Source organism: Pseudonocardia sp. CA-142604, from assembly GCF_050948475.1.
GTDB classification, from domain to species: Bacteria; Actinomycetota; Actinomycetes; order Mycobacteriales; family Pseudonocardiaceae; genus Pseudonocardia; species Pseudonocardia alaniniphila.
Window position 1 is genome coordinate 284,794 of sequence record NZ_CP192045.1, and the last position, 16,835, is coordinate 301,628.

Here is a 16,835-nt window from a genome sequence, read left to right on the forward strand (position 1 = left end):
TGCCCACGCAGTGGTTGCCGGCGCACGCGGAAGCACTCCTGGGTCCGTGCCCGGCCCCGAAGTATGCAAAGGGACGATGGCCGGGTGGAGAAGTACGAATTGGCGGCCGCGCTGTATGACGTCTCGCATCTCACAGGAAGATTCGTGCTGCGCTCCGGCAGGACGACATCGGAGTACTTCGACAAGTACCGCTTCGAGTCCGACCCGGCGCTGCTGGGCGCCATCGCCGAGCGGGCCGCCGGCGAGATGCCATCAGGAGTTGACGTCCTTGCGGGCTTGGAGCTCGGCGGGGTCCCCGTCGCGACGGCTCTCTCTCTGAGGTCCGGCCTCCCGGTGGTCTTCGTGCGAAAGCAGGCGAAGACCTATGGCACCAGCAAACTCGCCGAGGGTGTGGACATCGCGGGTCGCAACGTGCTGGTTGTCGAGGACGTCATCACCTCAGGCGGCCAAGTGGCGCTGTCGACACTCGAGCTGCGCAAGCTGGGGGCTGTCGTGACCGACGTTCTCTGTGTCGTGGACCGAGAAGAAGGTGGAGTCGAGAGACTGGCTGAACATGGGCTGAAATTGCACGCCCTGTTCACAGCGGCCGAGCTGAAGGTCTCTGCCGCACTCTGAACCCTGCCGCACGGCCCGACCTCGCCTCACTCGCCGCCCGCGCGTCCGGACGCCGACGTCGCGCGGCTGACCAGTTGTCGCAGGGCCTCGACATGGCTGTCGAAGGCTGTGCGGCCTTGTGGGGTCAGGGTGACCAGGGTGCGGCGCCGGCGGCCGGCGCCTTCCTTGCGGACCTCCGCGTACCCGGCGTCGGCGAGGGTTGAGACCTGTTTGGAGAGTGCGGAGTCGGTGAGTTCGAGACTCTCTTTGAGGAAACTGAACTCGGCCCACTCCGTTGCCGCGAGGAGCGCCATCAGACTCAGCCGGGTCGGCGGATGGATCAGCTCGTCGAAGCCGGGCGGTGTGGTCACGCGGTCGTCCGGTGCAGCAACACCCGGTACAGCGGCTGGGTGACCGCGATGAGGGCGACGACCAGCACGCCGAGAAGGGTGTAGCGAATCGGGATGTCGGTCTGGTCGACCAGCCACATTCCACCGAGGGTGAGGGCGCCGAATGCGATCGCGAAGCCGCCGACCACGGCCCAGAATCGACCGGTCAGTTGAGATTGGTGCATGAGCGCCTTGCTGCGCTTGCCGGCCTGGGTGAAGCAGGTCAGGGCGGCAACGAGGGCTACGCCCAAGAGGATCAACTGCAGGGCCGGGGCCACGGGTAGATCCAGTGCTGCGAACCCGGCGATCAACGCGGCCATGCCGGTGACGTCCCAGCCTCGGTGCCGACCTCGGGATGCGCCGTCGATGACCTGGTTGCGGCGCTTGGCGATCTCCGTGAGCTGGGCCTGGGCGTCCTCGGTGTTGCTCATGGCTGTTACCTCCACAGTTTGACTTGCCTGATAGGAAAGTTAACACGTGACTTTCCTGTCAGGCAAGTCAAGCTGAGCAGGCGAAACGCCGTCGAACGGCGATGCCGCTTCGCGGCGCGCTTCGGCTAGTGGGGAAGCTTCGCGGCGAGCACGTCCACTGGGCTGATGGTCGGCGGCACGCTGAACAGCTCTGATGTGCGGGCCACGATCGCGTCGCGGACCTTGCCCTGCAAGTGGGCCTCGCGGTCGTCCTCGGTCTCGAACGCGTCGAAGATCCGGAAGGACGTCGGTCCGGTGCGGAAGGCGAACCAGGCGAGCGTTCCCGGCTCGGCGTCCACCAACGTCTTCGCGTCGATGAGGAACTTGGCGACGTCGTCTTCCTTCCCCGCCTGTGCTTCGAACTCGACGAAGAAACCGTATGCGGGCATGGTGTCCTTCCCTGGGTTTTGCGGCCGGTTGGCCCGACGCTAGCTGGCCGGACCTGTCGTCAGTGCACAGATTCCGCCAACCTCGTCCCAGATCTCGCCAACCTCATTCGTCGCGGTGCGCGTCCGTCGGCGTCCGATCCGACGAGCTCGTCGTTCGTTCGGGACGGAATGTTTTCCGGTAGCCGGCGGCGGACGTTCCGACCTGCCTCTCGAAGTTGCGCCGCAGGGTCTCCGGCGAACCGAAGCCCACCATCACCGCAATCTCCGAAACACGGTAGTCGGTTGTTTCCAGGAGAACCTTCGCCCGGTCGACGCGCTCCCGGATGATCCAATCGAAGACGCTCATCCCGGTGCTCTGCCGGAACTTCCGCACAAGGCTGCGTTCGCTCATGTGCTCGTGGTCGGCGAGTTCGGCGAGCGTCAGCGGTTCATGGATGTGGTCGCGTAGCCAACGCAGAAATGAGTTGATGGGTGGGTCGTCGTCGAGCCGGATGGAGTTCTTGATGAACTGTGCCTGGCCGCCAGGTCGGTGTGGTGCGCTGACCAGGATGCGCCCGAGGTCGTTGGCGTAGGCACGGCCGAGGTCAAGGTCGACGAGATGGAGGGCGAGATCGGTGGCGGAGAAGATGCCGCCGGAGGTGTGCACCGGTCCGTCGTCGACGTAGAGGTTCTCGGGCTCCAGGCGGACCAGCGGAAACGCCGCGCGGAACTCGTCGGAGAGCAACCAGTGCGTTGTGGCGCGGCGGCCGTCGAGCACGCCTGCGCGACCGAGGATGAACGCGCCACCGCAGAACGAGACCATGCGCGCACCGGCTTCCCCGGCCGACCGAAGGTTCTTGAGGAGAATCTCACTTCGCGCGCTCAGCGGATCTTCGATGCCGGGAATCATGACGGTGTCGGCCGTCAGCATCGTCTCCAAGGGAGAAAGCTCGCCCGGATCGGCCCCGGACGGCAGGATGTGCCGCTTCTCCTCGCCGCACAGAATGACTTCGTACGGGCTGTCGTGGTCGCCGGTGACCGAGGCGATCGACGATATCCGCCGGCCGAAGATCTGTTGCGCGATGGCCACTTCGAGTGCCACGGAGTCGGGAACGACCAGCAGTGCAATGACGTGCTTGTCGCGCCCGAGCGAAGTGGGCGGAAGCTTCCTGGGATGCATCGGATCTCCGGCTCGGCTGAGTACAGGGCCAGTAGCGACCTCACCATCGTGGCTCGATCTGTGCAGATCTGGCAAAGCCCGTCAGTGCCCGGGCTCGCCGGGAGTCAAAACGGGTGGAGCCGGAAGCGAGCGGCGATCAGCATGGCTCGGTGGCGTCAGAGCTGGTGGAGCACTACGGGGTCGACGGCGTCGAGGACACGCGCTTGAGCAGGTCGCCGCATGGACGGTTGGAGTTCCTCCGCACCCGGGAGCTGATACGACGCCTGCTGCCGGTCGACCGCGCACGGATTCTGGACATCGGCGGTGGCACCGGGGTGCACGCCGCATGGCTGGCCGCGGACGGCCCCGCCGTCCACGTCGTCGACCTGGTACCGCGTCACGTGGACGCAGCCGCAGCGCGTGAGGGCGTCACCGCCGAGGTAGGTGACGCCCGGCAGCTGAGCGCCTCCGCCGAGAGCGTTGACGTCGCCTTGCTCCTCGGCCCTCTGTATCACCTGGTCGAGCCCGCTGACCGCGGCCGGGCGCTGGCCGAAGCGAGGCGTGTCCTGCGGCCCGGTGGCCAGTTGGTGGTCGCTGCGATCAGCCGTTATATGTCCCTGCTGGAGGTCGGCACCGAGGGCAGGTTGACCGCTGAGATGGAGCCGTCGGTCGCCTCCGTGATCGCGACCGGACGCTACGACGGGCATGCCGGTTTCGTCGACGCTCACTTCCACACGGCGGACGAGTTGCACGCCGAGATGACGGATGCCGGCTTGCGGGACGTCGCCGTCTTCGGGGTCGAGGGGCCGGCGTGGCCGGCACTCGACTCCGCCGGCCTGCAGGAGTTCGAGGCCAGGGTCGAGGCGGCGCTGCGATGCGCCCGCATGGTCGAGAAGGATCCACTGATGATCAACACCAGCGCTCATCTGCTCGGCGTGGGGCGCAAGTAGCGGAAACACGCGCGGGCATGCCCCTAGGCACGTGCGACTCGCAGCAACCGCAGCTGTCCGATCTCGGCGGTGTTCTTCGTCAGCTCGACGTTGACCCAGGCCACCATGTCCGCGATGGTGCGCTCCGGTTCGTCCGTCCACGGGAAGGGCGCGGCCTTGTCGAGGTCGGCGTCGCTGAACCCGTCGAGGACCGCCGACCATTCGGTACGGAGGTAGCGCAGCCACGCGGTCGTCTTCTCGCCGTCGCCCGGCCAGCTGATCTCGGTGCGGTCGCGGGGGTAACGGCCACGCGCGTGGTCGATCGTCACGGTCCACCACCAGCCGATGTGCCAGGTGATCCAGCCGATCGTGGGCACGGGGGTCGGCTCGGGCTCGCTGTCCTCCCAGTCGGGTACCCACGACCCGTCAGCGGTGGGTCGAACGGTCCAGCAGAGGGCAGCGGGCTCCCACAGGAAGTCCTCGCCCTCCAACCGGTCCAGGTGGTACTCCAGCAGCGACCACGTCAGGTCGAACTGTGACTGCAAAAGGTCAGAACGGGACAACGGCACCGGCCGATCCTGACAGGAACGTCACAGTCGAGTCGCTGTTTTCGGCTGAACGGACGGCTGCTTGATGCAGACGTGGAGCTGCCGCAGCAGGTCAGAGGGCGCCTCCGTCAAGGATGCCGACGGCAGTGTGATCGGTCTCCCTTCAGCCGGTGTGAGGGGTCCGGGCTGCTCGGTGGTCGAGAATCGCGGCATGTCCGCTGCGATCGACGTGATCACCGGGGAGCTCGACACGCCGTTCCTGGCCGTCGATCTCGACGTCATGGAGCGCAACCTCGCGAGCATGGCCGGGGCGGCGCGGGCGCGCGGTTTCGCGCTGCGTCCGCACGCGAAGACACATAAGTGCCTCGAGATCGCCCGCCGTCAGGTCGAGTACGGCGCGGCCGGTCTGACGGTCGCCACCGTGGGCGAGGCGGAGATCTTCGCTTCGGGCGGCTTCACGGACCTGTTCATCGCCTACCCGATCTGGGCGACGGGCGGGCGGGGCAACCGGCTGCGGGCCCTGGCCGAGCGCGCGTCGCTGCGGGTCGGCATCGACTCCGAGGAGGGGGCCCAGGCCCTCGCCAAGGCCGTGGCCGGCGCTGATGTGGAAGCTCTCGTCGAGATCGACAGCGGCCACCATCGCAGCGGCGTACGACCCGAGCAGGCGGCGGAGGTGGCCACGGCCGCGGCACGCGCGGGGCTGCGCGTGGTGGGGATCTTCACCTTTCCCGGCCACGGCTACGGCCCCGGGCGGCGCGGGCAGGCAGCCGTCGACGAGGCCGGGGCGCTGAGCGAGGCGAGGGCGTCGATGCGGAAAGCCGGTCTGGAGGTGGCGGTGTCGAGCGGCGGCTCGACACCGACCGCTGCGCTCTCCGACGCCGAGGCGCTCACCGAGATCCGGCCCGGCGTGTACGTCTTCAACGACACGCAACAGGCGGAGCTGGGCAGCTGCGACTGGGCCGACATCGCCCTGACGGCGATCAGCACGGTGGTGAGCACCTCTGGCCAACGGGTCGTGCTCGACGCGGGCAGCAAGGTCCTCGGCGCTGACCAGCCCGCCTGGGCGACCGGCGGCGGCAGACTTCCCGACCACCCGGACGCCCGTGTCGTCGCCCTGTCCGAGCACCACGCGACCGTCGTTCTCCCGGAGGACGGTGTGTCGCTGCGCCCCGGCGACGTCGTGCGGGTGGCGCCCAACCACGTGTGTGCGGCCGTCAACCTGGCGGACGAGCTGATCGTCCTGGCGAACGGCGCACAAGTAGACCGCTGGCAGGTGTCGGCGAGAGGGGCGAACGCCTGACCCTGCGCGACATGGACACATCTCGCTGTTCCGCAGGCGCTTCTTCCTCGTCAGGTGTCCATGTCGCGCGCGGGACCGCGTGGAGACGTGGCATACGCGGAAAGTTTGGTCGTGCGATCCGCGATCCCGCTACGGTGACGGCGATGCTTGAGGACCACCGCGCCGGCGTCGGCACCGACCGTGCGGACGAAGAGGCCGACCCGGCCGCGGGGCAGCGCGTCGCCTCCCCGCTCCTCGTCCTGCCTGCCGGCCGGGCCGGCTGTGAAGCAGTCCGCCGGTCTCCGCGGCGGCCACTCGATCGTCTCCGGCCACCACATGGCAGAGGAATCACCGGACGAGCCGGCCGTAGCGCTCATCACGTTGCTGAGAGTTCGATGAGGGTCAACGAGGCGTTTCCGGACACATGCGGAGGACAGCTTGTCCGGGTACCTGCCTAGAGTCGGGATCATGGGTGGTGTTCGCGGCCGCATCGTCGGCCTCCTGGCCCGTCGGCGCTTCGGTCGCAGACGTGCAGCCGGTGCGCCCGACGCGTTGCTGTCGCTTCTGCCCGACTCTGCGTTGGTGCCGCTGCAACGCACCGGGCTCGATCCCGTCGCCGCGCTGGGCAACCTGCGCGAGCACGAACCCGTCAGCCGGCTCCGGCTGCCGTTCGGGCTCCGCGCGTGGGTGGTCACCGGCTACGAGGAGACCCGAGCGGTGCTGGGAGCGGGAAGCGCATTCAGCAACGACTTCACCAACCTCGTCGGCACCGTGGGCATCACAGCCGACCAGAATCCCGGCGGGCTCGGATTCACCGACCCACCTGCCCACACCCGCCTGCGCCGGATGCTCACCCCCGAATTCACCGGCCACCGCCTACGTCGGCTGGCCCCCCGAATCGAGGCCATCGTCGCCGGCCAGCTCGACGAGATGGCCTCGCTCGCTGAGTCGAACGGCGCCGTCGACCTCCTGCAGACCTTCGCGCTCCCCATCCCCTCGCTGACGATCTGCGAGCTCCTCGGCGTTCCCTACTCCGACCGCGCCGAATTCCAGCGACTCAGCACCACCCGTTTCGACCTCCTCGGCGGGGTCACCGGATCCCTCGGCGCGATCTCGGAGTCGATGGAGTACCTGCTCCGCATCGTGGAGAAGCAACGGGTCGAGCCCGGTGACGGCCTGCTCGGCATGCTCGTGCGGGAGCACGGCGACGACATCTCCGACCACGAGCTCGCAGGTCTCGCCGACGGACTGCTCACCGGAGGGCTCGAGACCACGGCGAGCATGCTCGCGCTGGGCACCATCGTCCTGCTGCAGCACTCTGAGAGCCGCCGCGCCGTGCACGACGACGACGCCGCGATCGATCCGTTCGTCGAGGAGCTGCTGCGGTATCTCACGGTCGTCCAGGTCGCGTTTCCGCGGTTCGCCAAGGAGGAGACGACGATCGGCGGCCAGACCATCGCGAAGGGCGACATCGTCCTCTGCTCGCTGAGCGGAGCCAACCGCGATGGCGACGGCCTCGATGACTTCCACCCCGGACGCCCCAGCCGCCCGCACCTCGCCTTCGGCTACGGCCTCCATCGCTGCATCGGCGCCGAGCTCGCCCGCATGGAGCTGCGCACCGCCTACCCGGCCCTCATCCGCCGATTCCCGGAGATCCGGCTCGCCACCGACCCGGCCGACCTGTCCTACCGCAAGCTGTCCTTCGTGTTCGGTGTGGACGCGCTCCCCGTCACGCTCTCCTGATCGGATCGGCTCAGTAGGGCCACGTAGCGGTCGAGGTCGACGTTGCCGCCGCTCACGATCACACCCACCCGTTGACCGGACAGCTCGGAGGCGAGCCTGCGCACGGCGGCGAAGGCCAGGCAGCCGGTCGGCTCCACCACGATCTTGAGGGTCGTGGCGAACACTCGCATGGCGTCCACCAGCTCGTCGTCCGTCGCGGTGTAGATGTCGTCCACCTCGCGCCGGATGATGTCGAAGGTCAGCTCACCGAGATGCTGGGTCTGGGCACCGTCCGCGATGGTGACGGGCGTGTCGATATGGACGATTGATCCGGTACGAAACGATCGCAACCCGTCGTCACCCGCCTCCGGCTCCACGCCGTAGATCCGGCATGCCGGCGACAGTGCCCGCGTGGCCAGCGCTGCACCCGAGAGCAGACCGCCACCACCGAGGCAGACGAACAGCGAGTCCAGCTCGCCGACCTCCTCGATCAGCTCCTTCGTGGCGGTTCCCTGCCCGGCGATCACGTCGGCGTGGTCGTAGGGCGGGATGAGCGTCATGCCCTGCCCGGTGGCCAGCGCCCGTCCGAGCTCCTCGCGGTCCTGGCTGTACCGGTCGTACTCGACGATCTTTGCGCCGTACCCGCGCGTCGCTGCGAGCTTGCTGGCCGGGGCATCGTGCGGCATGACGATCGTGGCCGGTATCCCGAGGATGTTGGCGGACAGCGCGATCGCTTGCGCGTGGTTGCCGGACGAGAACGTGATCACGCCCGCGCGCCGCTGCTCGTCGTCGAACCGGGACAGCGCGTTGAACGCCCCACGGAACTTGAACGCGCCCATCCGCTGGAAGTTCTCGCACTTGAAGAACAGCGACGCGCCGATCTCCGCGTCCACCCGGCGGGAGGTCAGCACCGGCGTGCGGTGTGCGTGGCCGCGAATCCGCTCAGCGGCGGCCTCGACGTCGGCGTAGGTGGGTGGTGTGGGCATCGTGCTCCTGTCTTCGGCGCGTCTCTCGCATCGTGAACGACGCGCACCCCGGCGTTGTGAGCGGCCCGGGTTACGAGCCGGCTTCTTCCTTACTGGGCCGCGGACGAGCAACCCGAGACCGGGATGAGAGGACGTTCATCCCGGTCTCACCTGATGCCTCCTGATGCCTCCATAGCGTCCTGATCAGCGGATTTCCCCGCTGGAACCCGGACGAGAGGCCGATCGCCATGAACATCATCGCTCGACGAATCCTCCTCGCGGCTGTCGCTGCTGGCACGGTCACGGTGGTTGGCGCCGCACCCGCCGTCGCCGCGCCGCAGGCCGTGCCGGCCCCCGCTGCCGTCGCATCCGCCCAGAACGACGACGACGGCCCCGGCGACGACGACGGCCGTGGTGACGACGACGGCCGTGCTCCGGCGGGTGGGGTGCAGACCGGCACGGGTGGGCTGTTGGCTCCGGCGGATGACGATGATGACGACGATCGTCGTGGTGACGATGATGGTCGTGCTCCGGCCGGTGGGGTGCAGACCGGCACGGGTGGGCTGCTGGCCCCGGCGGATGATGACGATGACGACGATCGTCGTGGTGACGATGATGGTCGTGCTCCGGCGGGTGGGGTGCAGACCGGCACGGGTGGGCTGTTGGCTCCGGCGGATGACGACGATGACGACGGCGGAGCCCCCTCCGGCGGCGTCGACGCGGGCGCCGGCGGCACGGCCGGGGGCGCCGACCTCGCCGTCCCGCTCGGCGCTGCCGGTGTGATCGCGCTCGCCGGCGGGGCCGCGCTGGTCCGCCGTGGGTTCCGCGCGGACCGCACGGACTGACCGGACCTGCCATGCGCACCGGTATCCGTCCCAGTGTCCTGACCGCAGCCACGCTGGCCACAGCCGCAATCCTGGCCACGGGCTGCGGGACCGCCCGCGAGAGTGCAGCCCCGGTCGTCGCTCCGGCGATGACCGTGACCGCGGCCGCCGAGCCCGAGCAGGTCGCGGATCCCGTCCGGGTCCGCATCCCGCGGATCGGAGTGGACGCCGCGGTCCGTGCGCTCGAGCTCGACCCGCACGGGGTGCTGCCGCCGCCTCCGACGAACCACGAGACCGGCTGGTGGCGCGCAGGGCCCGAGCCCGGCGAGGCGGGCCCTGCCGTGGTCGTCGGTCACGTCGACTCGCGGGAGGGACCTGCGGTGTTCTTCCGGCTCCGCGACCTCCGCCCCGGCGACCGGATCGCCGTGGACCGAGCCGACGGCACCACCGCGGAGTTTACGGTCGGCCGGACCGAGCGGTACGGGAAGAACTCCTTCCCGACCGCCGAGGTCTACGGCGACACCCCGAACGCTCAACTCCGGCTCATCACCTGCGGAGGGGCGTTCGACCGCAGGTCGGGGCACTATGTCGACAACGTGGTGGTGTATGCCGACCGGATCGGCTGAGCAGAATCCCATCGAAAAACCGACGCCGGGCCCACCTCGAAGGGTGGACCCGGCGTCGGCCGTTGGCATCGGTTACCGATGGACGGACCTACGGCCGTACATGCCGGAGACGAGGAAGACCCCGAGAGCGGCCACGACGACCTGGAGGATCAGTTCTCCGATGTGGAAGCCCGCTCCGGTCGCGAACCCCAGGGCGCCTGCGATGAACGAGCCGATGAAGGCGGCGACGATACCGATGACGATCGTCAGCCAGATCGGGATCGGCTGCTTACCCGGCACGACCAGTCGACCCAGAGCGCCGATGATGAGGCCGACGATGATCGCAGTGATGATGCCCGTGACGGTCACGGTTCCTCCAGCTAAGGCCCGGGGGCCGCTCTTGACGACCCGTTTCGGGAGGCTTCCCGATCAGTTCGGGAACCAAGCGTGATCGACACAACGCGGGCGCTCTTTGCGCCGATCGGGCTAACGATCACGACCGAAGGATGTGCAGCGCCGAGCGCCGGATGGCCTGATGACGTGATCGGCACGCGGTAGCCGCGCGAGATCGTGGACGCGCCGAGGCCGGGCGGAGCGAGAGACGGGCGCCGCTTCCGTCGAGCCCATGTGCGCACCTCGCCCCGGCTGGGGTTGTGGTGGTGGCCGGCCTTGATCATTGATCGGGTGCCGGGAGCCGTGCTACGAGCAGCTGGGCGCCCCGAAACGATGATCACGTGGCGCGGGCCTGATCACAGGGTGGGACCACGCAACGCACCAGGTGCGGCTGCGCCGGCCACACTCACCAGTGTTCATTCCGCGGGGTCACGGCCGATTTGTCCGGCGATGGGCCGGGCGTGTTCAGCAGTGGCCTACTGGTGACGACAGTGGGCCCCCCGCAGCTCCAGCAGACCGGGTCGGGATCGAGGTCGCGGCCCTCTACCTCGCACGTCGGGCAGTGGTAGGCCGACACCCGCTGCTCCATCGACGCGCGACGGCTCGGTACGACGACAGTGGGGACAGGGGTATCACCCACGGTGGCGGCCATGTTGTTCTGGCGAGCCGGCCGGATCGTGCCCAGATCAGCGGAACCGATGAGCAGCACGTCGCCCGCACCCCAGTGGATCGTCCCGAGCCGGTCCCGGTGGAGGGCACCGACCGGAACCGGCTGCGTCAGTTCGTGGCGGAGCGCGAGCTGAGCCGCCGCGGCGGCCACCGCATTCGACGGCCGCGGCTCGTCGTACCCGTAGGTGATCTGCTGAAGCCGCACCCGATGCTCCGGCTGGTAGCCGACCGGGGCGAGCACCGTCGGCACCTGCGTGCCGCGCAATACGTCGTCGGTGACGCTCCCTGCGGAGAACCGGTGGGATGCATCCCGGGAGGCGCCGAGGACCACCATTCCGGCGTCGATCTCGGCGACCAGCGCAATGATCCCCTCGGCCGGTGAGCGCGCCGTGCGGGTCATGTACACCGCGTTCACGTCGTCCCCGAGGAACGCTTTGGCCTCGCCGAGCCCTCTCGCCGCGGACCTCCACAAGGACTCGGCATACTCGGCGCCCCCCACTGCGGTGTGCGGGCTGCTCCCCATCTCGGGGATGATCGTGCAGACCGTCAGCATCACGTCCGGCGAGGAGAACAGGCGGGCTGCTGCGAGCGCCGCCTGGCCGCCGCTGTCCGGTGAGTACGCCACTACGTAGTTCATGTCAGCACGTCCGCATCGACCGGCGGAGTCGGTTGCGTTGCCTGGGGTGTCGATGCCTTCTTCCATGAACCATCTCTCCGTTTTCCACACCTGTGGCGCCCGACCGTCAATGGATGCGTGGATCGCCGATGCTTGATGCTCGGCTGACCAGTTCGCGCGGTATGTGAGTATCGGGGCGCACTACATAGCAGCTGGTAGAACTCCAGCCATGCTCACGCCGGTGCCCGCTGCGATACATCGCAGCCAGCAGGTTCCAATATCTTGATGCCTACAGGGTCCGTGCATGCCTGCTAGCTGGAATGCTCAATGGCTTATCCCGACGATCGGCCCAGTCGAACGCAGAGGCGCACGTAAGGGTCGACGAGTCGACTGATCGCAACTCTTCGATCACGCGATCAGGACGTGCTCACCCCGGCGAACAAGGTGCGGTGGGCCGCGTGCCAGGAGTCCTCGTCCGGTGCGCACAGCAAGCCGCCCGACATGCGGCCGACGCGGAAGGGGGAGCCGTCGAAATGGGCGCTGAAGCCGCCCGCCTCCCGATGCAACAGCCAGCCTGCCGCGTGGTCCCACGGCATCAAGCGGTTGTAGGAGAGCAGGTGGCAGTGCCCGGCCGCGGCCATCCGGTACTCGTGGCCAGCGCATCGGAACCACGTGTAACCGCCCAGCGCGGACAGGTTCGCCGTGACCACGCTCCTCATCGAATCCGGCAGGAACTGCGTGCCCGCGACCGCTTCCATCTCGTTCACGGGCGCCGGATCGGCGACTCGTAACCGTGTGCCGGCGGTGCCGTCGCGCCGGAGCCACGCACCCCCACCTTCGGTCGCGATCGCCGAGGTGCGCGTGACAGGGTCGTGGATGACGCCCGCGACGATCCGGCCTCGCTCGACGACCGCCGCCATCACGGCGAACAACGGGAGGCCGGCCACGAAGTTCTTCGTCCCGTCGAGGGGGTCGAGCACGAATGCGAGGTCGGCCTCGTCGAGACTTCCCACGATGCCCGGATCGTTGGCCGCGGCTTCCTCGCCGATCACGGTTGCTCGAGCGTGCTCGTGACGAATCGCCTCGGTGATCGCCTTCTCTGCGGCCCAATCTGCCGTCGAGACAATGTCGAACGCCGACGTCTTGGTGACGACGTCAGCAGTGGAAAGGCGCCCGAATCGAGGCATTATCTCCGCGGCCGCGACACTGCTCAGCACGTCGTCGACGAACTCGACATCCATGCCTCCAGGCTACTGTGCTGGTTCACGGCACAAGAGGCTCGATTCATACACTTCGGCGAACGGTATTCGGGAGGCGTATTCCGGGGCGACGAGGGTGTCAGTCGACGGACAACCCCGCGGCCGGAGCCACCCGGGCGGCCCGGCGCGCCGGGAGAACAGAGGCGAGGAGCCCGGCCAGGGCGGCGATGAGGACGACGACGCCGAGTGATGGCCAGGGGATGTGCATAGTGGCCTGGGCGAGGGCCCGCTTCACGAACGTCTCGTAGCCGACCCAGGCGAACCCGACGCCGATCACGGTGCCGAGCAGGGTGGCCACCACCGACAGCAGCACCGCCTCGCCCGCCAGCATCCGCCGCAGCTGGCTGCGGGTGAGACCGAGCGCGCGCAGCAGCGCGTGTTCGCGGGCGCGTTCGAGCACGGACAGCCCCAGGGTGTTCGCGATCCCGACCAGGGCGATCGCCACGGAGATGCCGATCAGGGCGAGCACCGACCAGGTGAGGATGTCCAGCTGTCGGTCCTCCGCCGCCCGGGCCTGCAGATGGTCGTTGGTCTTCGCGCCCGCCGCATCCGCCAGCCCGTCCAGATCGTCGACGAGCTGGAGCGAGTCGACGCCGGGGACGGCGCGGACCCAGATGACATGCGGTTCGGGGGCATCGGTGAGCTGTGCCAGGGTCTCGGGCGCGACCATGCCGGCCTGGCCCCAGCCGGTGAGGGCGATGACCCGCAGTTGGGCTTGGCGATCGCCGACGCGCACCGTGACCCGATCACCGCGCTGGATGCTCAGGTCCTCGAAGGCTCCCAGGTCGAGCCCGATCGTCCCCGGCTTTACCTGGGCGAACGCTCCGCCGTCGCGGGCCACCTGCGCCGAGTCCGGCGCGGTGAGGACGGGGATCGGATCGGCGATCCCGGTGACCTGGGCCACGGTGCCGTCCACCGCGATGGCCTGCTCCACACCGGGAGTGCGACGCACCTGATCGAGGAGGTCGGTGGTGACCGGCGCGTCGATCGAGGTGAGCGCGACATCGATGGGGTGCTGTCTGTCGCGTTGCTCGTCCATCGCCGCACGTGTCGTGGCCATCCCCGTGAGCACGGCGGTCGTCAGAGTGACGCCGACCAGCAGAGCGGCGGTGGTGGTGGCCGTCCGGCGCGGGTTGCGCACGGCGTTCTCGGTCGCCAGCCGCCCGGCGGGGCCGAGCAGCGCGCCGGTGATCCGAACCAGGCGGGGGACGAGCACCGGTCCGAAGAGCAGGACGCCGGTGAACACCGATCCTCCGCCGGCGAGCATGAGTGCCGTGCTGTCCTGGATCATCGCCACCCCGAGCAGTGCGAGACCGGTGACAATGAGAAGCGCGGCGAACGCCAGCCGCACCCGGCCGGTGGCCGTGTGCACGTCGACCGCGGCCTCCGGGCGCAGCGCCGCCAGCGGGCTCACCCGGACCACGCGCCGGGTCGGCAACCAGGACGCGACCATGGTGACCACCAGGCCGATGGCGAACCCGCCCAACAGCCAGGGCGTGGGCAGCTCGGGAGCGCCCATCGGGGTGCGGGGCGCGAGGGTGTTGATCAGGGCGATCAGCCCGTAGCCGAGACCGACGCCTGCCAGTGTCCCGGTCAGCGACGCGAGCACCCCGACCGCGGCCGCCTCCCGGCGTACCGAACCCAGCACCTGCCGCCGGGTCGCGCCGACGCAGCGCAGCAGTGCGAAGTCGTGGAGTCGCTGCGCGAACAGGATGGAGAAGGTGTTCGCGATGACCAGGACCGAGACGACGAGCGCGATGCCGGCGAACACCAGCAGCATCAACGCGAACGTGTCCGTGTCGTTGTTGAGCTTGGCCAGGCCTGTCCTGACGTACTCCTCCGCCGGATACGCTGCGGCGCCTTCCGGGAGCTGACCTACCTGCCCGCGTACCGCCACCCTGCCTACGTGGAAGGAGGGGGCGTCGCGCCACTGCAGGAACTGCGACCAGGTGACGTACACCGAGGCCTGGGTCATGGTGGAGGGGGACTCCACGAGTCCGACCACTCGTACGTCGGTCGCGGTGGCGCCCTCGCCGATCCGAATCAGGTCGCCGATCGCGATCTCCCGGGCCTGGGCGTCCCACACGTGCACCACTGCTTCGCCCGTGCGTTCCGGGAAGCGGCCCGACGTGAGCTTCTGCCAGCGCAGCTCCTCCGTACCGGCGGTCGGCCCCACCGTCGTCTCGCCCTGCCAGTCGCCTGCGCGCGCCGGCAGGAAGACCCGGCCGAGTCCGTTCGCGTTGTCGCCGAGGCGATTGACGACCTCGATCGAGGTCGACGTGTCCAGGGATTCGTCCACAGGGTCGGCGTCGACCACGTAGTCGGCATTGCGGAACGCCGCCCCGAAGCTTTCCATGAGCCCGGCGCGTGCCCCGGATGTGAGCACGCCGATCACCACGACGAAGGTGACGGAGACGACCACCGCGATCGCCGCGGCGACATACCTGCGGACATGGGTCCGCAACGACGCGAGGAAGACCGTGCGCATCAGGCGATCCGCCCGTCCTGCAACGTGACCACGTCGTCGGCGTAGCTCGCCGCGTCCCGCTCGTGGGTGACCATCACGACGGTCTGGCCCAGCTCGCGCACCGACCGGCGCAGATGGTCCAGAACCTCCGCGGACGTGGCGCTGTCCAGGTTTCCGGTGGGCTCGTCGGCGAACAGCAGGTCCGGCTGCGTGACCAGGGCACGGGCGATCGCGACCCGCTGCTGCTGGCCACCCGACAGCTCCGCGGGCCGGTGGCCGAGCCGGTCGGCCACGCCGAGGATGTCGGCGAGGGTGTGCGCGCGCTCCCTCGCCGCGTCGTCGATCCGGCGGCCGCCCAGCTCGAGCGGAAGCACGATGTTCTGGCCCGCTGTGAGCATCGGCAGCAGGTTGAAGGACTGGAACACGAAGCCGACGTGCCGGCGGCGGAAGGTCGTGAGCGCGTCGTCGTCGAGTGATCCGAGGTCGGTGCCCGCCACGGTGACGGTGCCGCCGCTTGCCTGGTCGAGTCCGGCCAGGCAGTGCATCAGCGTGGACTTGCCCGACCCGCTCGGCCCCATGATCGCGGTGAACCGACCTCGGGGCAGGTCGAGGTCGATGCCGCGCAGGGCATGCACCTCGGTGTCGCCCCGGCCGTAGGTCTTGGTCAGGCCCCGCGCGCTGGCCGCCAGGATTTCCTGAGCGCCGTGCTGGGTGGTCGTCATGGCATGGCGGCTGCTGGTCAATGCTGCATCCTTGGATCTTGCGTGGGGTCGGCGTACATGGGCGGGCAACCGTCATCGACGGCGTCGAGGCGCAGTTCGAAGTGCCAGGGTTCGTTGCGGTAGATCTGGCAGAGCCCGTACTCGACGCCGTGCTTCGACAGCCATGCCGCGGCATCCGTGGGTCCGATGTCGACCGCGTCCCCGGAGGTGTGAAGAGAGGTGTCCGCTGTCGCGACCCACCGTTCGGCCTCCTCCTCCGAGCCGTACTCGGCGACGGCCTCGCGAAGCAGTTGTTCCTGGTACTCCGCGGAACGCCAGCCGCTGTTGACGGTGAACTCGACCCCGTCGCCCGCAGCATTCGTCGCCGCTGCACGCAGGGCCTGGAGGAGGCCGGGCTCGAGGTTGGCCACGGCCGGGATCTCGTCATCGAAGACCGTCACGCCGCCCGGGACGGAACCGTCGGCCTTGCCGAGTGCACCCTGACGGTCCCCGTGACGACCGTCGGTGCGTGGCGGAGGGTGACGCCGCCTGCCCTCATCTGCTTGGGGGGAGACCGTTGCCGGAGCGGATCGCGCGGGCGTCTCGGGTGCCGGCGAAGGGGACGAGACCGCCGACTGGATGATCAGGACTCCGATGACCGCGGCGATGACCACCGCCATGACGATGAGGATCGTCGATCGTCGAAGGCGGGCTGCTCGTCGTGGCGGCTCGCGGTATGACACGTCTCCGGTCGAAGCGGCGTGGTGCCGCCAGGACGGAGGCGGTTGTCGGTATGCCGACGACATGCGCCGGCTCGTGGCATCGGGAGCCCGCGTGTGCCGGTCGTCGAGGACGAGCCCTGCCTGGCAGCGGCCGAC

Annotated in this window: 18 protein-coding genes; 6 read left to right on the forward strand and 12 right to left on the reverse strand. The window is 69.0% G+C overall.

The genetic code is table 11. The features are described from left to right. Positions 1-84: 84 nt before the first annotated feature. Complete coding sequence (pyrE, locus tag ACQPZQ_RS01385) at positions 85-615, forward strand: orotate phosphoribosyltransferase (RefSeq protein ID WP_433291178.1); 531 nt, start codon at positions 85-87, stop codon at positions 613-615. 26 nt (positions 616-641) lie between these two features. Here pyrE and ACQPZQ_RS01390 read toward each other — a convergent pair whose 3' ends face one another. From ACQPZQ_RS01390 to ACQPZQ_RS01405, 4 genes are all read right to left on the reverse strand, one after another. Then, positions 642-965, reverse strand: a complete 324-nt coding sequence (locus tag ACQPZQ_RS01390; RefSeq protein WP_433291180.1) for a winged helix-turn-helix domain-containing protein — start codon at positions 963-965, stop codon at positions 642-644. Further along, complete coding sequence (locus tag ACQPZQ_RS01395) at positions 962-1,414, reverse strand: hypothetical protein (protein ID WP_433291182.1); 453 nt, start codon at positions 1,412-1,414, stop codon at positions 962-964. Before ACQPZQ_RS01395 ends, ACQPZQ_RS01390 begins: the two co-directional genes overlap by 4 nt. Before the next feature lie 125 nt (positions 1,415-1,539). Next, complete coding sequence (locus ACQPZQ_RS01400; protein WP_241040428.1) at positions 1,540-1,842, reverse strand: putative quinol monooxygenase; 303 nt, start codon at positions 1,840-1,842, stop codon at positions 1,540-1,542. 103 nt (positions 1,843-1,945) lie between these two features. Continuing rightward, on the reverse strand, positions 1,946-3,001 hold the full coding sequence (locus ACQPZQ_RS01405) for a GlxA family transcriptional regulator (RefSeq protein ID WP_433291184.1): 1,056 nt from the start codon (positions 2,999-3,001) through the stop codon (positions 1,946-1,948). A 149-nt stretch (positions 3,002-3,150) separates the two neighbouring features. On the opposite strand from ACQPZQ_RS01405, the gene ACQPZQ_RS01410 reads away from it, so the two are divergent. After that, a complete protein-coding gene (locus tag ACQPZQ_RS01410) occupies positions 3,151-3,930 on the forward strand; it encodes a class I SAM-dependent methyltransferase (RefSeq protein ID WP_433291186.1) in 780 nt (259 codons plus the stop codon). A 23-nt stretch (positions 3,931-3,953) separates the two neighbouring features. On the opposite strand, the gene ACQPZQ_RS01415 is transcribed toward ACQPZQ_RS01410, so the two are convergent. Beyond that, on the reverse strand, positions 3,954-4,478 hold the full coding sequence (locus ACQPZQ_RS01415; RefSeq protein WP_433291188.1) for a DinB family protein: 525 nt from the start codon (positions 4,476-4,478) through the stop codon (positions 3,954-3,956). A gap of 190 nt (positions 4,479-4,668) precedes the next feature. Between ACQPZQ_RS01415 and ACQPZQ_RS01420 the strand changes: the two genes are divergently transcribed. Further along, positions 4,669-5,757 carry an alanine racemase gene (locus tag ACQPZQ_RS01420; RefSeq protein WP_433291190.1) on the forward strand — a complete coding sequence of 363 codons (1,089 nt, stop codon included), beginning with the start codon at positions 4,669-4,671 and terminating at the stop codon, positions 5,755-5,757. 447 nt (positions 5,758-6,204) lie between these two features. Continuing rightward, on the forward strand, positions 6,205-7,479 hold the full coding sequence (locus ACQPZQ_RS01425) for a cytochrome P450 (RefSeq protein ID WP_433291192.1): 1,275 nt from the start codon (positions 6,205-6,207) through the stop codon (positions 7,477-7,479). Here the strand turns inward: ACQPZQ_RS01425 and ACQPZQ_RS01430 are convergent. Next, complete coding sequence (locus tag ACQPZQ_RS01430; RefSeq protein WP_433291194.1) at positions 7,422-8,444, reverse strand: threo-3-hydroxy-L-aspartate ammonia-lyase; 1,023 nt, start codon at positions 8,442-8,444, stop codon at positions 7,422-7,424. The two genes, ACQPZQ_RS01425 and ACQPZQ_RS01430, sit on opposite strands and share 58 nt — an antisense overlap. A 227-nt stretch (positions 8,445-8,671) precedes the next feature. On the opposite strand from ACQPZQ_RS01430, the gene ACQPZQ_RS01435 reads away from it, so the two are divergent. Further along, positions 8,672-9,268, forward strand: coding sequence for a hypothetical protein (locus ACQPZQ_RS01435; RefSeq protein ID WP_433291196.1), 597 nt, complete (start codon positions 8,672-8,674; stop codon positions 9,266-9,268). A gap of 11 nt (positions 9,269-9,279) precedes the next feature. After that, the gene (locus tag ACQPZQ_RS01440; RefSeq protein WP_433291198.1) at positions 9,280-9,873 is read left to right on the forward strand and encodes a class F sortase; all 594 of its coding nucleotides are present in this window, start codon (positions 9,280-9,282) and stop codon (positions 9,871-9,873) included. A 72-nt stretch (positions 9,874-9,945) separates the two neighbouring features. Here the strand turns inward: ACQPZQ_RS01440 and ACQPZQ_RS01445 are convergent, their stop codons facing one another. The 6 genes from ACQPZQ_RS01445 to ACQPZQ_RS01470 form a co-directional block, all read right to left on the reverse strand. Next, a complete protein-coding gene (locus ACQPZQ_RS01445) occupies positions 9,946-10,221 on the reverse strand; it encodes a GlsB/YeaQ/YmgE family stress response membrane protein (RefSeq protein ID WP_433291200.1) in 276 nt (91 codons plus the stop codon). Between the two features lie 430 nt (positions 10,222-10,651). After that, the gene (locus ACQPZQ_RS01450; protein ID WP_433291202.1) at positions 10,652-11,551 is read right to left on the reverse strand and encodes a universal stress protein; all 900 of its coding nucleotides are present in this window, start codon (positions 11,549-11,551) and stop codon (positions 10,652-10,654) included. A gap of 395 nt (positions 11,552-11,946) precedes the next feature. Then, positions 11,947-12,771: an inositol monophosphatase family protein gene (locus tag ACQPZQ_RS01455; protein WP_433291204.1), complete on the reverse strand. Its 825-nt coding sequence runs from the start codon at positions 12,769-12,771 to the stop codon at positions 11,947-11,949. Positions 12,772-12,868: 97 nt separating this feature from the next. After that, entirely contained in the window at positions 12,869-15,277 is a 2,409-nt protein-coding gene (locus tag ACQPZQ_RS01460) for an ABC transporter permease (protein ID WP_433291206.1), read from the reverse strand. Beyond that, the gene (locus ACQPZQ_RS01465; RefSeq protein WP_433299714.1) at positions 15,277-15,978 is read right to left on the reverse strand and encodes an ABC transporter ATP-binding protein; all 702 of its coding nucleotides are present in this window, start codon (positions 15,976-15,978) and stop codon (positions 15,277-15,279) included. The genes ACQPZQ_RS01460 and ACQPZQ_RS01465 overlap by 1 nt, the downstream gene beginning before the upstream one ends. 17 nt (positions 15,979-15,995) lie before the next feature. Then, entirely contained in the window at positions 15,996-16,637 is a 642-nt protein-coding gene (locus ACQPZQ_RS01470) for a M15 family metallopeptidase (protein ID WP_433291208.1), read from the reverse strand. Positions 16,638-16,835: the final 198 nt, after the last annotated feature.

Bases quoted from the DNA above. Each gene is read 5' to 3' on its own strand.
- ACQPZQ_RS01395 (WP_433291182.1), bottom strand. From the start codon at position 1,414: ATGAGCAACACCGAGGACGCCCAGGCCCAGCTCACGGAGATCGCCAAG.
- ACQPZQ_RS01400 (WP_241040428.1), bottom strand. From the start codon at position 1,842: ATGCCCGCATACGGTTTCTTCGTCGAGTTCGAAGCACAGGCGGGGAAG.
- ACQPZQ_RS01405 (WP_433291184.1), bottom strand. From the start codon at position 3,001: ATGCATCCCAGGAAGCTTCCGCCCACTTCGCTCGGGCGCGACAAGCAC.
- ACQPZQ_RS01420 (WP_433291190.1), top strand. From the start codon at position 4,669: ATGTCCGCTGCGATCGACGTGATCACCGGGGAGCTCGACACGCCGTTC.
- ACQPZQ_RS01425 (WP_433291192.1), top strand. From the start codon at position 6,205: ATGGGTGGTGTTCGCGGCCGCATCGTCGGCCTCCTGGCCCGTCGGCGC.
- ACQPZQ_RS01430 (WP_433291194.1), bottom strand. From the start codon at position 8,444: ATGCCCACACCACCCACCTACGCCGACGTCGAGGCCGCCGCTGAGCGG.
- ACQPZQ_RS01435 (WP_433291196.1), top strand. From the start codon at position 8,672: ATGAACATCATCGCTCGACGAATCCTCCTCGCGGCTGTCGCTGCTGGC.
- ACQPZQ_RS01440 (WP_433291198.1), top strand. From the start codon at position 9,280: ATGCGCACCGGTATCCGTCCCAGTGTCCTGACCGCAGCCACGCTGGCC.
- ACQPZQ_RS01450 (WP_433291202.1), bottom strand. From the start codon at position 11,551: ATGAACTACGTAGTGGCGTACTCACCGGACAGCGGCGGCCAGGCGGCG.
- ACQPZQ_RS01455 (WP_433291204.1), bottom strand. From the start codon at position 12,771: ATGGATGTCGAGTTCGTCGACGACGTGCTGAGCAGTGTCGCGGCCGCG.
- ACQPZQ_RS01460 (WP_433291206.1), bottom strand. From the start codon at position 15,277: ATGCGCACGGTCTTCCTCGCGTCGTTGCGGACCCATGTCCGCAGGTAT.
- ACQPZQ_RS01465 (WP_433299714.1), bottom strand. From the start codon at position 15,978: ATGACGACCACCCAGCACGGCGCTCAGGAAATCCTGGCGGCCAGCGCG.
- ACQPZQ_RS01470 (WP_433291208.1), bottom strand. From the start codon at position 16,637: ATGGCGGTGGTCATCGCCGCGGTCATCGGAGTCCTGATCATCCAGTCG.